Annotated in this window: 13 protein-coding genes and 1 pseudogene; 10 read left to right on the plus strand and 4 right to left on the minus strand. The window is 38.7% G+C overall.

Annotated features, from left to right (window positions below; all coding sequences use genetic code 11):
* Positions 1 to 59 precede the first annotated feature (59 nt).
* A complete protein-coding gene (locus NEOC65_RS09255; protein WP_213156326.1) occupies positions 60 to 1,682 on the plus strand; it encodes a leucine-rich repeat domain-containing protein in 1,623 nt (540 codons plus the stop codon).
* A 283-nt stretch (positions 1,683 to 1,965) separates the two neighbouring features.
* Positions 1,966 to 3,243, plus strand: coding sequence for a leucine-rich repeat domain-containing protein (locus NEOC65_RS09260; protein WP_213156327.1), 1,278 nt, complete (start codon positions 1,966 to 1,968; stop codon positions 3,241 to 3,243).
* A gap of 532 nt (positions 3,244 to 3,775) precedes the next feature.
* Here NEOC65_RS09260 and NEOC65_RS09265 read toward each other — a convergent pair.
* Both NEOC65_RS09265 and NEOC65_RS09270 read right to left on the minus strand, forming a co-directional pair.
* On the minus strand, positions 3,776 to 4,495 hold the full coding sequence (locus tag NEOC65_RS09265; RefSeq protein WP_213151117.1) for a ComF family protein: 720 nt from the start codon (positions 4,493 to 4,495) through the stop codon (positions 3,776 to 3,778).
* Entirely contained in the window at positions 4,495 to 5,445 is a 951-nt protein-coding gene (locus NEOC65_RS09270; RefSeq protein WP_249270135.1) for a hypothetical protein, read from the minus strand. The genes NEOC65_RS09265 and NEOC65_RS09270 overlap by 1 nt, the downstream gene beginning before the upstream one ends.
* A 748-nt stretch (positions 5,446 to 6,193) precedes the next feature.
* On the opposite strand from NEOC65_RS09270, the gene NEOC65_RS09275 reads away from it, so the two are divergent.
* From NEOC65_RS09275 to nqrE, 4 genes are all read left to right on the plus strand, one after another.
* Positions 6,194 to 7,729 carry a Na(+)-transporting NADH-quinone reductase subunit B gene (locus NEOC65_RS09275; protein ID WP_166155988.1) on the plus strand — a complete coding sequence of 512 codons (1,536 nt, stop codon included), beginning with the start codon at positions 6,194 to 6,196 and terminating at the stop codon, positions 7,727 to 7,729.
* The gene (nqrC, locus tag NEOC65_RS09280; protein ID WP_349305308.1) at positions 7,710 to 8,642 is read left to right on the plus strand and encodes an NADH:ubiquinone reductase (Na(+)-transporting) subunit C; all 933 of its coding nucleotides are present in this window, start codon (positions 7,710 to 7,712) and stop codon (positions 8,640 to 8,642) included. Before NEOC65_RS09275 ends, nqrC begins: the two co-directional genes overlap by 20 nt.
* 136 nt (positions 8,643 to 8,778) lie before the next feature.
* Positions 8,779 to 9,417, plus strand: a complete 639-nt coding sequence (nqrD, locus tag NEOC65_RS09285; RefSeq protein ID WP_213151123.1) for an NADH:ubiquinone reductase (Na(+)-transporting) subunit D — start codon at positions 8,779 to 8,781, stop codon at positions 9,415 to 9,417.
* 7 nt (positions 9,418 to 9,424) lie between these two features.
* On the plus strand, positions 9,425 to 10,162 hold the full coding sequence (gene nqrE, locus NEOC65_RS09290; protein WP_249270136.1) for an NADH:ubiquinone reductase (Na(+)-transporting) subunit E: 738 nt from the start codon (positions 9,425 to 9,427) through the stop codon (positions 10,160 to 10,162).
* Positions 10,163 to 10,377: 215 nt separating this feature from the next.
* On the opposite strand, the gene NEOC65_RS09750 is transcribed toward nqrE, so the two are convergent.
* Together NEOC65_RS09750 and NEOC65_RS09295 are read right to left on the minus strand one after the other, a co-directional pair.
* On the minus strand, positions 10,378 to 10,512 hold the full coding sequence (locus NEOC65_RS09750) for a hypothetical protein (protein WP_283248233.1): 135 nt from the start codon (positions 10,510 to 10,512) through the stop codon (positions 10,378 to 10,380).
* 209 nt (positions 10,513 to 10,721) lie between these two features.
* On the minus strand, positions 10,722 to 11,021 hold the full coding sequence (locus tag NEOC65_RS09295) for a transposase (protein WP_213151018.1): 300 nt from the start codon (positions 11,019 to 11,021) through the stop codon (positions 10,722 to 10,724).
* 135 nt (positions 11,022 to 11,156) lie between these two features.
* On the opposite strand from NEOC65_RS09295, the pseudogene NEOC65_RS09840 reads away from it, so the two are divergent.
* From NEOC65_RS09840 to NEOC65_RS09315, 4 genes and pseudogenes are all read left to right on the plus strand, one after another.
* Positions 11,157 to 11,405 (plus strand): annotated as a pseudogene (locus NEOC65_RS09840) (DUF6444 domain-containing protein); the annotation flags it as partial.
* A 37-nt stretch (positions 11,406 to 11,442) separates the two neighbouring features.
* Positions 11,443 to 11,676 (plus strand): hypothetical protein, encoded by a 234-nt coding sequence (locus NEOC65_RS09305; RefSeq protein ID WP_213156328.1) that lies wholly within the window; start codon positions 11,443 to 11,445, stop codon positions 11,674 to 11,676.
* A 228-nt stretch (positions 11,677 to 11,904) separates the two neighbouring features.
* Positions 11,905 to 13,527, plus strand: coding sequence for a protein kinase family protein (locus tag NEOC65_RS09310; protein ID WP_213156329.1), 1,623 nt, complete (start codon positions 11,905 to 11,907; stop codon positions 13,525 to 13,527).
* A 68-nt stretch (positions 13,528 to 13,595) separates the two neighbouring features.
* On the plus strand, positions 13,596 to 13,919 hold the full coding sequence (locus NEOC65_RS09315) for a hypothetical protein (protein WP_213151010.1): 324 nt from the start codon (positions 13,596 to 13,598) through the stop codon (positions 13,917 to 13,919).
* The last annotated feature ends 204 nt before the right edge of the window (positions 13,920 to 14,123 follow it).

Genomic DNA, 14,123 nt, shown 5'->3' on the forward strand with positions numbered 1-14,123 from the left:
CTTTTATATTGCTCAAAAAAACAACTAAAAAAATGGATAACACTTAAAGGCGCCCTTCAATGAATCCTAGCTCTTCTATCACCATTGAACATTTACCTAATGAAATATTAGTCCCTATTTTAAAAGAGTGTGCTAGCCCTTCCTTATTTAGCGTGTGTGGAAGATGGTATCATCTCCTAGCTAATGAAGTCATGCCTTCTCTTTATAAGCAAATAGGTAAAGTACATGTTCCACAAGGGGATGTTAACAAGCAGGCTTTTATTTTAGATAGGATCTATAAGCTAGAAGAAGAGCTTTCTGCGGTAATAAAAATAAATGCAATCTTTAAACAAATCTTTGCTTTGGCTAGTTCCTTTTCTCCTATGGAGTTAGAATTTAAATGGGTAACTGAGGAAGAAAAATATTTTACTCTGCCTAATTACTCCTCTTATCTGCTGAACATCAATCGCCTGTTAATGTGGAAAGCATTACCTAATGGAAGAGAATACTTGGATCGAGAGAAAATTAAATATTTGCCTTTACAAAAAAAAGGAGAACTTCTCAGAGAGTGGATTGAAAGATATGGCCACCATAGTGAAGAGTTATATTTAAACGAGATTGGCCTGACCTTTTTACCTTCTGAGATAGGGCAACTTTCTCAGATACGACTACTTGATTTAAGTAACAACCAGCTTACATCCCTTCCTGCAGAAATAGCGCAATTATCTCAGCTGCGAAAACTTGACTTAAGCAACAGCCAGTTTACCTCCCTTCCTGCAGAGATTTGGCAACTATCTCAGCTACGACTACTTGATTTAAGTAACAACCAGCTTACATCCCTTCCTGCAGAGATAGGCAATCTTTCTCAACTGCAAGAGCTTTACTTAAACAACAATCAGCTTGCCTGCCTTCCTTTTGAGATAGGGCAATTATCCCAGCTGCAGGGGCTTGGCTTAGGTAGCAACCAGCTTACCTCCCTTCCTACAGAGATAGGGCAATTATCCCAGCTACAAGAGCTTCACTTAAATAATAATCAGCTTACTTCCCTTCCTACGGGGATAGGACAGCTACTCCAGCTGCTAGAACTTGACTTAAACAACAATGAGCTTACTTCCCTTCCTGCAGAGATAGGGCAGCTTGCCCAGCTGCAATGGTTTGGCCTAAACAGTAACCAGCTTACTTCCCTTCCTGCAGAGATAGGGCAATTATTCCAGCTGCAATGGCTTTACTTAAGCAACAATCAACTCGCCGCTTCTCCAGCTCAGATACATCAACTCTCTGAGCTACAAGAGCTTTACATAAGCAACAACCAGCTCTCTTTCCTTCCTGCAGAAATAGGCCAATTATCTCGGCTCCTAAAGATTCACTTACACCACAACCAGCTTACCTCCCTTCCTGCAGAGATAGGGCAGTTATCCCAGCTACAAGAGCTTCACTTAAACAATAATCAGCTTACCTCCCTTCCTGCAGAAATAGGCCAATTATCTCGGCTCCTAAAGATTCACTTACACCACAACCAGCTTACCTTCCTTCCGGTAGAGATAGGGCAGCTTGCCCAGCTAGAAATAATTAACGTAGATCACAACCAGCTTGCCTGCCTTCCTGCAGAAATAGCACTGCTCTCTGAATATTTAAAGCTTAAGGTAGACGGAAATCCGCTGGAAAACATACCAGAGGAATTAAAGCAACGTTTTAGGCTGTAGCTGAAAAGGTACCTGTCTTCCTCACCTATGACGTTAGGGGGGCAAACTGGTAAGCTTAGAAAGTGTTAAAAATATAGAGAGCTTTTGGTTTACTATAGAGACGTAGGATCTAAAGGTCTATTTCTCTGCAAAAGTTAAGGAAAAATTTTCTAACAGCGTTCTATACTCCACTATCTCCAAGCTTAACGGCTTAAGGAGTTTCTCTCTAATATTTTCTTGTACATTTTGAGTCTTTCCCCTATTTTGCTTAAAAAACATGTATAACACTTAAAGGCGCCATTCAATGAATCCTAGCTCTTCTATCACCATTGAACATTTACCTAATGAAATATTAGTCCCTATTTTAAAGGCATGCGCTTGCCCTTCCTTATTTAGCGTGTGTGGAAGATGGTATCATCTCCTAGCTAATGAAGTCATGCCTTCTCTTTATAAGCAAATAGGTAAAGTACATGTTCCACAAGGAGATGTTAACAAGCAGGCTCTTATCTTAGATAGGATTTATAAGCTAGGAGATAGACTTTCTGAAACAGCAAAGATAAATGCAATTTTTAGGCAAATCTTCGCTTTAGCTAGCTCGATTTCTCCTGCAGAGTTAGAATTTAAATGGGTAACTGAGGAAGAAAAATATTTTACTCTGCCTAATTACTCCTCTTATTTGCTGAACATCAATCGCCTGTTAATGTGGAAAGCATTACCTAATGGAAGAGAATACTTGGATCGAGAGAAAATTAAATATTTGCCTTTACAAAAAAAAGGAGAACTTCTCAGAGAGTGGATTGAAAGATATGACCAAAATATTACGAATTTAAGCTTAAGAAGCATTGGGTTGACCTTTTTACCTCCAGAAATAGGGCGACTTGCCCAGCTGCAAGAGCTTAACTTAAACAGCAACCAACTCACATTCCTTCCTGCAGAAATAGGGCAGTTATCCCAGCTGCAAAGGCTTTACTTAAACAATAATCAGCTTACATCCCTTCCTTCTGAGATAGGGCAATTATCCCAGCTACGAGAGCTTCACTTAAACAATAATCAGCTTACCTCTCTTCCTGCAGAAATAGGTCAATTATCTCGGCTCCTAAAGATTCCCTTACACCACAACCAGCTTACCTCCCTTCCTGCAGAAATAGGGCAGTTATCCCAGCTGCAAAGGCTTACATTAGGAAGCAACCGGCTTACCCTCCTCCCTGCAGAGATAGGACAGCTATCGGATCTGGAAAAACTTGACTTAAGCAGCAACCAGCTTACCTCTCTTCATGCAAAGATAGGCTATCTTTCTCAACTGCAAGAGCTTGACTTAAACAATAACCAGCTTACCTCTCTTCCTACTGAAATTAGGCGGCTTTCTTGCCTGGAATGGCTTTGCTTAAGCAAAAACCAGCTAGCAAGCTTTCCTGCGTGGATAGGACAGCTATCCCAGCTGCAAGAGCTTGACTTAAACAGCAACCAGCTTACCTCCCTTCCTGCAGAAACAGCACTGCTCCCTGAGTATTTAGATCTTAAGTTAGACGGAAATCCGCTGGAAAACATACCAGAGGAATTAAAGCAACGTTTTAGGCTGTAGCTGAAAAGGCACCTGCCTTCCTCGCCTATAACGTTAAAAGGATAAATTGATAGGCTTAAAAAGTTTTAAAAATATAGAGAGCTTTTGGTTTACTATAGATGCGTAGGATCTAAAGGCCTATTTCTCTGCTAAAGCTAAGGAAAAATCTTCCAACAGCGTTCTATATTCCGCTATTTCCAAGCTTAACGGCTAAGGAGTTTATTTCTGATATTTTCTGGGGGATTTTGTCTCCTTCACCTATATTGCTCAAAAAGCAACTAAAAATATGTATGACACTTAAAGGCGTCCTTGGTGGAAAAGTGATTTCTTTGTTAGAGAAACTCTAAACATAGTTTTTTAAACAACACAACAGCACTGAACACAGCATTAATGCCCTCTCTTTATAAGCAAATAGGTAAAATGTACTTTCCTTAAAGGAGATATGAACAAGCAGGTTCTTATTTTAGATAGGATCTATAAGCTAGAAGATGGGCTTTTTGGAAGATAAAAAAGAGCTCTAAGGTGGAGATAAAGGTACTATACTGATCAGGCATTAAATGGATTTACAAAAAGAAAGTCCATAAATAGCTTTAGGAAAACCTTCACCGAGAACCTCTGCACAGCAATTCATGGTGTGGCCCGTCCTCACCTTATCTTTAACTAATACAATCACCTTATCTTGCACATTAATCTCTTTTTTTAATAAAAAAGGATGGGTATTTGAATAATTTCCTCGCTGCTTTGTTTTTCCTTCCTCATCCTCATTCCATAAACTTTTATGCAAAAGGGATTGCACGGGGCGCTTCACTATCTCTCCTAGAGATTCTGCTAATAAAAGACTAGCGTCATAACCTCGTGAGATACCCTGCGTAAAGGTTAAAGGTACAGGTACAATTAAATCGGGTAACGGCCATTTTAGGTTTAAGAGTTGTAAAACCATGTAAGCAGCTGCTCCTTGAGCAAGGTAGGGTTGATTAGCGTACTGAAGCTTATTCATCAAAGAAGCTGCCACACCTTGATCATCAAATGCTGCTGCATATTTTTTTAAAACAGGTGTTTGCATAAAGCAAACATAGCAAATAGGATGTTCAGGTTCATACTCTACACTAAAGCAGCAGGGACAACGTTCTTCTATATCGATAAGTGTCAGTTGAAGAGCACACTTAAAGCAAAGGCCCCCCTTACCATGGGAAATAGGATCCGCACAATGCATGCATTTCAAAGGATAAATAAAATCGACAAAAGCAGCTAAAATATTGCCAAGCTTGGCCATTATCTTACAGGAAGCTCTTCAAACATTTTTTGCATTCGCTGCTCCATATAAATATTTATAGTAGAATGGTATTCAGGATAGTTTAATTTAAACCATGTATTCAACTTATGGACCACTTGCAAAAAATCGCGCTTACTATAAGCAGAATTTTTCATACGCTCATCTTTTGTAAGCTTACCCACATCTAAATGTATAGCTCTATCTTGTACAAAACCGGTATTATGCATAACACCATGATCTCTATCGTAAATGCCTTTGTGATATTCTAAGAGATAAAGATCAAAGATCTGTTGAATGCGTTTTTTTACCCCAGGCATATCGTGAGCACCCAGGAGGGTTATCATTTCTGCGCGAGTAGTATTAGCCTTCTCTTGAAGAATAAAAGGTACCTGATCTAAGTCAATCTGTCTTTCTATTCCTATTTTATCTTTAATAGTCACAGTTTTATGTAAGTTAATACTCTTATTTAAATGGATATAAATCAGACCAGCCTCATGAGCATGAATGTTATAAGCTAAGTGATAACCATCAAAAACGCTATTTAACAGTCTATGCTTGCGCTCTCTTTGCTTATCTTTGTAAGCTTTCAGCGGACCTATGGGAGGGATAAGAGAAATAAAAACAGAAGGTTTAAGATGCTTAAATTTAAAAAACTTGAGGATATATTTATCGTCAGCACTCTTAAAGGCATAGGACTGAGCCCCTTTTCCAACATAGTAAAATTTTTGATCCAAAATATTATTAAGTTGCTGTTGCTCTTCTTTAGGCAGAGAGGGAACCTCCCATTCATGGCGATAAGGCATATTATAATTAATATTAGATAATCGAAAATCATCGGTCATTCTAAAATATAAGCGTGTTAAACCAAAGAGCGCTAAGCTTATTAATACCACCCCTACCCATTTATTAGAGAATTTATTTCTTGTATTTGTAAAGAGCGTCTTGCACATGCTATTCTTCCTAGCCTCTAGATTTAAGTAAAAAAGTTAAATTATAAATTATCAGCAAGTATGTGTAAAGCATAAGTCCCTAGACGCCATGTTAATCAATTCTTCTTAACACGCTTTTTACATGAAAAAATCCCAATCCCTTTCAAACTTTTTTAAGTTAACGTTTTAGCTACTATTAGAGCCAGTAGTTAGGCTTTAACTATCCCTATCCCTCAAAAATACAAATGTTCTTTAAACCAAACTAATCAACCAGGCTTTCATTAGATGAATTGCTTTTACCTCTTGGATGAAGAGTATTTTAGTAAGCGATCGCAGGGGCAGTGTTACTCAATCTTTTGATGCTGAATAAAAAATGCAAATTAAAAACTGCAGCACATAAAAGATAGCTATCTGCGCGTATCATTGATCTTGCAGACGACTACGCAATCGCATCCAAAAAGTTAGATCATCCATAACTGCCCACCAATTTTATCAAAAGCTTGGCAATCAAAAACCTATTAGCTGTTTACCCTACATGGTTTAGATGAACTAAAAATTATAATCTTTAAAAATATAACCTGCCAGCAAAGGCTTTAAGAGCAATTAGCTTTTTATTGTTTAATAGAAAAATAATGAATAAAAACTCTACCACTGAAATTCAAAAAAATTTAACGAGGCCATTCTCTTCTCATCTTTTCGTTAATTTAAATTTTTTCATTTAATTTTTTCTTGCAGTTTTGGTACCCTCCAATTTTTACAAGGAATAGATATGCTCAGACGATTACTCAGTTCCCTCCAAAAGCTTGCTGAACCAGGCAGGCCTCTTCATAAACTGCATCCTTTAATTAATGCGAATGATACTTTTCTTTACGAAGCGGCTGTGAATACAAGGCGAGCTCCCCATATCCGGGATGCTATTGACGTGAAGCGCTGGATGATCCTTGTAGTTATTGCTCTGCTACCCTGTATTATGATGGCCATATGGAACACCGGTTTACTTAAATATGTCTATAGTAGCGGCGATTATAAATTAATGAATGAATATTTAGAGGCAAGTAAAAATTTCCATGCATATTGGGCTTTTGCTACATACAATAGCCGCTATATCCCTATTATTATGGAGGGGCTTAAAATCTTTCTTCCTTTAACACTTCTTTCCTATGCAGTGGGAGGCTTTTGGGAAGCTTTCTTTGCCTGCGTAAGGAAACATGAAATTTCAGAAGGGTTTCTCGTTACAGGTATTTTATATGTGCTTATCCTTCCTCCCACTATCCCTTATTGGATGGCAGCGGTAGGCGTTTCTGCCGGTGTAGTCTTAGGTAAAGAGATTTTTGGAGGCTCGGGCATGAATATTGTTAATCCAGCACTCGCATGCCGAGCGTTTCTCTTTTTTACCTTTCCTGGAAAAATGAGTGGCGACGTATGGGTAGGCTCTAATCCTACTATCATACGCGAAAGCCTGCTCAAAATGAATCAGGAAGGGCAGGCTACAGCCTTTGATGGATATTCACAAGCGACGAAATTAGCTATTTTTAATGTCCCTCAGGATATTAAACGTATTCATGTCGATACGATTGCTACTCATGCTATAGGCACAGATGTAAGCACTATCCAAACCATCCGTACACACTTTGATCAATGGAATTCCCTTACTCATCAAAATGCCACGCTAGGCGAGCTTACTATGGATCAGATAAAAAGCTTTGTAACCAGCCCTCTTGCTGAAGGAGGGTTGGGTCTTTCCAGTGGATATTATGAAGATGCCTATCACTTCTCTTCCTTAAATTATGGCCTGGGGAATAATCATGACTGGAGCTTTTTTCTAGGCAATAAACTAGGTTGCCTAGGTGAGACCTCCACTTTAGCTTGCCTTTTAGGCGCTCTATTTCTTATATGGACTGGCATTGGTTCATGGCGAACCATGTTAGGAATGTTGCTGGGCGCATTGGGGACTGCTCTTTTATTTCAACTAAGTTCAAGCTATTTATTCCCTAGCCAAGGAGCTTGGACAGCCGCCCAGTTTGGTTTTCCCGCTTATAAACATCTTTTATTGGGAGGGCTTGCTTTTGGATTGGTTTTTATGGCCACTGATCCTGTTTCTTCTCCGTCTATTCCTCTTGCTAAATGGATATATGGAGTTTTTTGTGGCATGGTAACTTTAGTCATCCGGGTCATCAATCCGGCTTATCCTGAAGGTGTAATGCTAGCTATTTTAATGGGCAATGTCTTTGCCCCTTTATTTGACTACTATGCCGCCAAGCACTTTAGAAAAAGGAGCATTAGCCGTGTCCGCATCCATTCCTAAAAAAGCTATGAGCAATACTTACACTATCTTTTTTATGATTGTTTTAAGTTTTGCCTGCGCTCTTATTTTATCGATTTTGGCAAGTGTCTTAGAAAAGCCTAAAGAAGTGGCCAAAGAGCTAGATAGAAGCAAGCAAATGATGATTGCTGCTAAGCTTTTGGATCACCAGGATTATTTCCTTGTCCAGGATGCTCAAGGGAAGTACCTTTCTGCTAACTATGAAGAAGGAAGGTTAGTTCCTAGCAATTCTCCCCAGATGGCTACCAACCGACAGCTGCTTGATATTTATAGCAAACGCATAATCCCTTTACTGGTAGACAAAGAGGGTAATATCAAAACTTTTGAGGAAGAAAAAATTAATTACAATGATTACCTTGTAGCTTACCGCAAAACGGGTTACTATCAACTACCTCTCATGCTGATTTACAAGATTCTTCCCAATTTGATTGATAAAGAGAGCAGCATAAACTCTGCAGCGGAAGGATATGTTATACCTATCAATGGCCTTGGCTTATGGGATGCTATTTATGGCTATCTAGCTATTAAGCCTGATGGCAACACGGTAATAGGCATTTCTTGGTATGATCAGAAAGAAACGCCTGGCCTGGGGGCCAACATTTCGGAGGCCTACTGGCAGAGCCTTTTCCCTAATAAGCAAATCTTTCAGCAGAACGCTGATGGCAAAACTGATTTTAAGTCAGCGCCGCTCGGTCTTACTGTTATCAAAGGCAAAGTAGCCGAAAGCTTAGGCACTACCCCTAAAGCCAACAGTGCTATTGATGGGATGGCAGGAGCTACTCTTACAGGTAATGGAGTTACAGATGCCTATCGTAATGTCCTTGCACCGTATCGCCCCTTTCTTATTAAGCTTCATCACACTTATTCTCTTTCACAAGAAAAAATACATGGCTGATAAAGAGACTCTCGCTGCCTTAAAAATTAAACGATAAACAAAGCAAGCCTTGAAACAAATAGTATTAAAGATTATAAGAAAATCCAACTGTGGATAAATAATATAACACTGTCTTTTGCTTAAGGAGAGAGACCAGATGGTATCGACAAATGTAGCCGCTCGTTCATACTTGACTGCTCAGCTTTGGGGAGACAATCAAATCCTAGTAGCGGTACTAGGTATTTGCTCAGCTTTAGGGGTTACGAATAGACTTTCTGTTTCGCTCACTATGGGCCTTTCGGTAGCATTTGTAACGGCCTTTTCTTCTTTGTTTGTTTCACTTCTTAGAAAAGTTACTCCTGATAGCGTACGCATGATTACCCAGCTAGCCATCATTTCTGTTTTTGTAATTATCATTGATCAATTCTTACAAGCCTATTTTTTTAACATATCTAAAGTTTTAAGCGTTTTTGTTGGATTGATTATTACTAACTGCATAGTCATGGGACGTACCGAGGGGATGGCAAAAAATGTAGGGCCCCTCTGTGCATTCATGGATGGGCTAGGTGCTGGCTTAGGCTATGCATGGGTGCTAATGGTAGTAGGTGGTATTCGAGAATTGTTCGGCTTTGGACAGCTGTTCGGCTACCAAGTTATTCCCTATAGTTGGTATGCGACAGCTACTCATCCCAATGGGTATGATAATTTTGCCCTGATGGTTAGCCCTCCAGCGGCGTTTTTTATTATAGGCGGCATGATCTGGGTATTTAACACCCCTAATAAGAACGAGGGATAAAAAGTTTATGTGGATGGGAAATTACGAGCCTTTGAATTTATTAGGCCTTCTTCTTCAAGCGATATTTATCGAAAATTTCCTTTTGGCTAACTTTTTAGGCATGTGCACCTATTTAGCCTGCTCGACCAAATTAAAAACAGCCAATGGGCTAGGCCTAGCGGTTGTGTTTGTTCTCACTATTTCCGGTATCCTCAATTGGTTTGTCCATCGCTTTATTACTGGTGCAGGAGCGCTCAGCTGGCTTTCTGCTTTTGGCCTTGAAGCTTCCCAAATTAACCTAGGCTTTTTAGAATTTTTACTTTTTATTTCTGTGATTGCGGGCTTTGTGCAAATCCTTGAAATCATCATAGAAAAGGTTGCCCCTGCTTTATATATGTCTTTAGGACTTTATTTACCTCTAATTGCTGTTAATTGTGCCATTCTAGGAGCCTGCCTTTTTGCCGTTACACGCGATTATCCTTTTTGGGCCAATCTCGTCTATGTTTTTGGCTCAGGCCTTGGGTGGTGGTTAGCTATTGCACTTATTGCCGCTATCCGTGAAAAGCTAGCCACTTCGAAGGTAATTCCTGCTCTTAGAGGGATGGGCATTACTTTCATGATGAGTGGATTAATGGCAATGGCTTTTCAGGGATTTACCGGGATTAAGCTAGCCATACCTACAGGTAAACCATCAAAGGCAGAAACGCAGATGATGCCATTTTCCCAGGTAGAAAAGATATATAGCGAGAATCCTTTAAAAAGCTGATAAGCCACGCCTATAACAATTAAAAAACATACCTTTTAGCTTACTTGCCCTCTCCCCTCTATTTAAGAGGCATTTTCTGAATTAACTCATTGAACTATTCTTATTACCATCAGAAGTATCATAGCTAAGTAGAGGAATGCTTGGCTGGTGTTAGGTAAGTTCTCATAATCTCAGCTGCGGCATTTACCAAACCTGGCAAATGTTCTTTCTACTATTCATCTTTTTGCTTGTAGATGAAATCCTTTTAGCTTAGATCTTTTAATGATTGTTAAATCAATACCATGTAAAGCTGCTTCTAATTTCATCTCTTCCCTGCTATACTCTTTATCGGCAAGCATTTTTTTGGCCATAAAACTTTTCCCTGACAATAGCAAAATAGCGCTTTTAGCCCATCTCTGTCTCTACAAGCTGCGCTACTTAACTATGACTGCTATTAACAGCCCCAAATGATCCACCACTATGTGCCTTTTCCTGCCTTTAATTTTCTTGCTGCCCTCGTATCCGCAGAGCCCTTTTTTTCAGTTGTTTTGACACTTTGGCTATCGGCTACAGCCTGTATTTAAGCTCTGCTAACTTGCCTTAAGCTTTGGCGAAGCGATCGCCTTAAATAAGTATTAATTTGTTCGAATAAATCACTCTGTTTCCATCTTATAAATTGAGAACAGACCGATTTCCAAGGAGATAGATCATGCGGAAGATCTGTCCATTGATAGCCTGTCCTTAAAACATACAAGATGGCATTAAGCATCTCTTGTCTAGAGTGCTTAGGTAGCTTGCCAGCTTTTTTCTTGCATGTGATAGGTTCAAGCCCTTGCCCTTCTTGATTATTTAAATCGCTAGGATAAGGTTTTCTCATCATATAAGACGCTGGTTAAATAGCCTCTATTTTAAACGATCTTAATAAGTCGTGAAGCGATCACAGGGCTATCAATTAGTTTGTGATAAATAAAATAATTTTTAGAATTTATACTTACTTAATCATATGTTGAGTAGTATGCAATCTTCATACCAGCAACTACTTAAAGAGAATGCAGAGCTAAGGGCTGAGATTATACAGCTAAGAGCTGAAAATGCCCAGCTAGAAGCCATAGCAAATAGACTAAAAAAGATAATCACCAAGCTTGAAGCACGCATTGCCCAGTTGGAAGAACAGCTTAATCAAAATTCCATGAATAGCTCCAAGCTACCATTCACTGATCAAAAAGCTAATCGTTCAATTACTCCAAAAGCGGAAGTTTTGCCATAAGCTTTTAAAGCAGATCAAACATTTTAGTGCTTACTTGGAAGCTCCTGCTATTCCTATGACCTATAATGCCGCCGAAGAATCTTTAAAAAATCTAGCCATTGCACGCAAGTTATGTCTCGATAGCCATTCTATCTATGGCAAAAAGTGGAGGGAGATGTTGCCTAACTGTATAGAAACTCTTCATCGACAAAGAAAATTTATTCAAGATTTTCTAACAGATGCTATCTATATAGGTCGTACCAAGCAACCTACACCTTCTGTTATCTAAAAAAACTTTTACATCCCGTGACCGTTTACGAATAGGAGCCCACTAACTACCTTACGGATTTATCTCCATTGATAACCCTGTCTTTCTTCCTCATCTATTTTAACTAAAAAAATTAAAAATACAAATTTTTTATAAAATGTATATATAATTAAAAAATTAATTATTATAATTAAATTAATAAGATCAATTCTTATTAAGAAAGTAAGTCTAGTAGGATGGAGGAAATGCATGAATCCAGAAAAATTAGGCATGCGCTTGGACGGCAATCATCAATATTTCCTTAACTCAACAGAGCAGACAGCCTCGAATGAAAAAGAAAAAGGTATCCAAAACCAGGAAGCGCCCGCGGAAGTTGAAGAAAAAGAATTAGAAGCAACAACCTCTACGATAGATAAAAAAAACACCTTAGAGCTTGAGGCAAAAAAGCGGCATTTGGAAGTCCAACAAGCTTTACCAAGGAATGAAACTACCGGTGAGCGTCCAACAAAAAAAGTCAAAGCAGAGGCTACTCAAAGTAGTGCCTTAGATAAAACAGAAGATATCTCAAACAAACCTTTGAATCCTCAGCCCTTCTATGAAGCAATAGAAAAGTGTTTTGGCCAAGCAACAGCTAAGAAAAACATCCCTAAGATTAACCAATTAATTACTCAACAAAAGTTGAAGACAGAAAGAGAACTTGCCAATGTTATCTTTAATATGGTTTCTAATAAATTTGGATTGAATAAGCCAGTGACGGGAGAAGAAATTAAGAACATGCATGCCGCTTTGTTTGAAGAACCTTTAAAAGAATTTAGCGAGCATTTTTCTTCATTAAAACAAATTCCAGAAAAACCTCATGTAGCCTATCTTGTGAAAAGTCTATCTGGCTGCTTTCAAGCTCTTTCTGCATATAAGACATGTGAGGACGCTTCGCAAGCAGCAAGGGACTATCTTGCCAAAAAACCTAACCCGGCCAGCTATCATCCAGGGTTGCCAGGATTTTTAAGGGACTGCCCTCCAAGCAAAATACCTGAAGAGCTTGAAAAAATAAAACAAATGAACGAAGAGATTGGTAATATCTTTGAGCAAGCTTATGAAAAGTACCAAAAAGAAAGCATCGATTACCAAGAGGGGCTAAAGCAATTTCCTCTTCTAAGTACTCACGCTCTTGGAAGCACAAATGTTAACGAGACATACATTTTACAGGCTGAGGGCCAGCAACTTTTTATATTCAAGCCCTGTATACAAGACAATTTTAGCCAAGATCCTACGATGGGTAGCAGAGAACAAGCAGCTTCTGGTGTTAACTCAAATGGCTTGTTTCCTATTCCAAAGACAGTACAAATCAATTTTAACAACTGGCAAGGCTCAGCTCAACTTTTTCTTCAAGACGCCAAAAGCACCTCCGAAATAGAGCAAATGCAAGCAACTGTCTCCAATCGAGAAATACACGCTCTGGCTATTTTTGACCTTATCTTTGGCAATGGTGATAGACATTCAGGCAATATCTTATACAAAGCCATAGAAAACACCTCTCCCGTTCAATATAAAGCTTATGGTATTGATCACGATCGCTGCTTTAAAGGCATAGGAGAACCCTTGAAAATGGAGTATTTGTCTCACCCTGCATTTAAGAGACCATTCGATCAGAATTTAATAAAATTAGTGGATAATAAAGCAAGAGAAGGCTATGCAAAATATATGCAAAGCCGCGAGATGCCAAAAGAAGCGCTTGAATGGATGAATGAAGCTTGCCACACCTTAGAAAAAGCCATTAAAGAAAATAAAAACTCTTTAGGGATAGTCAAGCAACTTATGGAAAAGTGGAATCAGAAGCTTGAGGGGCAGGAGGAGGATTTTGATAATTATTAATCAAACTCTCTGCTTTTATAAAAAAATAATAAATGCTAACTTTAAATAAAGTAATTGAGAGAAAAAATATGCAAATAAAGCTTTTAATTAATCCGCGCAATCAAGCCATAGCAGCGGAGTTAATCCCGGATGTAGAAGTAAAGATTCATGAGAAATGGATGCTTGATGCTATTACTGCTTCGGGAATTACTGTTTCCAAAGAGTTTAAAGAGCAATATCATACCGGCTGGTATATTTATCCCAATGAAGATAAAGCCATTTTTGCTAAAGTTTTCGAGCAATTTTACTTTATCCATGGATTGCAGCAACAGGGTTATTACTGGAGAGAAAAAGATGAGTATGATCAGCTTTCCCCGAAGGAAAAGTTAGCAAAGATTATTAGTTTAGGCTAGGCAAACTTTACTGAAAAGAGTAGTCGCTAGACAAATAATAGACCACTTTTTCTAAAATTTTTTTTACCATGTAGGATTTCGAAAAATCTGTTTTATTGGATACATCCCACATTCCGCAAGTTAATTTCCATTAGCATATAATTTCTGAAAAGGAGGGCCTAAAACCTGCAAAATATGCCTCATATTAGGAGTTAAATTAAGGAT

Origin of the sequence: Neochlamydia sp. AcF65 (genome assembly GCF_018342435.1) — a bacterium.
Classification (GTDB): domain Bacteria; phylum Chlamydiota; class Chlamydiia; order Chlamydiales; family Parachlamydiaceae; genus Neochlamydia.

Coding starts and splice junctions, on each gene's coding strand:
- NEOC65_RS09255 (WP_213156326.1), top strand. CDS start 60: ATGAATCCTAGCTCTTCTATCACCATTGAACATTTACCTAATGAAATA.
- NEOC65_RS09260 (WP_213156327.1), top strand. CDS start 1,966: ATGAATCCTAGCTCTTCTATCACCATTGAACATTTACCTAATGAAATA.
- NEOC65_RS09265 (WP_213151117.1), bottom strand. CDS start 4,495: ATGGCCAAGCTTGGCAATATTTTAGCTGCTTTTGTCGATTTTATTTAT.
- NEOC65_RS09270 (WP_249270135.1), bottom strand. CDS start 5,445: ATGTGCAAGACGCTCTTTACAAATACAAGAAATAAATTCTCTAATAAA.
- NEOC65_RS09275 (WP_166155988.1), top strand. CDS start 6,194: ATGCTCAGACGATTACTCAGTTCCCTCCAAAAGCTTGCTGAACCAGGC.
- nqrD (WP_213151123.1), top strand. CDS start 8,779: ATGGTATCGACAAATGTAGCCGCTCGTTCATACTTGACTGCTCAGCTT.
- nqrE (WP_249270136.1), top strand. CDS start 9,425: ATGTGGATGGGAAATTACGAGCCTTTGAATTTATTAGGCCTTCTTCTT.
- NEOC65_RS09750 (WP_283248233.1), bottom strand. CDS start 10,512: ATGGCCAAAAAAATGCTTGCCGATAAAGAGTATAGCAGGGAAGAGATG.
- NEOC65_RS09295 (WP_213151018.1), bottom strand. CDS start 11,021: ATGATGAGAAAACCTTATCCTAGCGATTTAAATAATCAAGAAGGGCAA.
- NEOC65_RS09310 (WP_213156329.1), top strand. CDS start 11,905: ATGAATCCAGAAAAATTAGGCATGCGCTTGGACGGCAATCATCAATAT.
- NEOC65_RS09315 (WP_213151010.1), top strand. CDS start 13,596: ATGCAAATAAAGCTTTTAATTAATCCGCGCAATCAAGCCATAGCAGCG.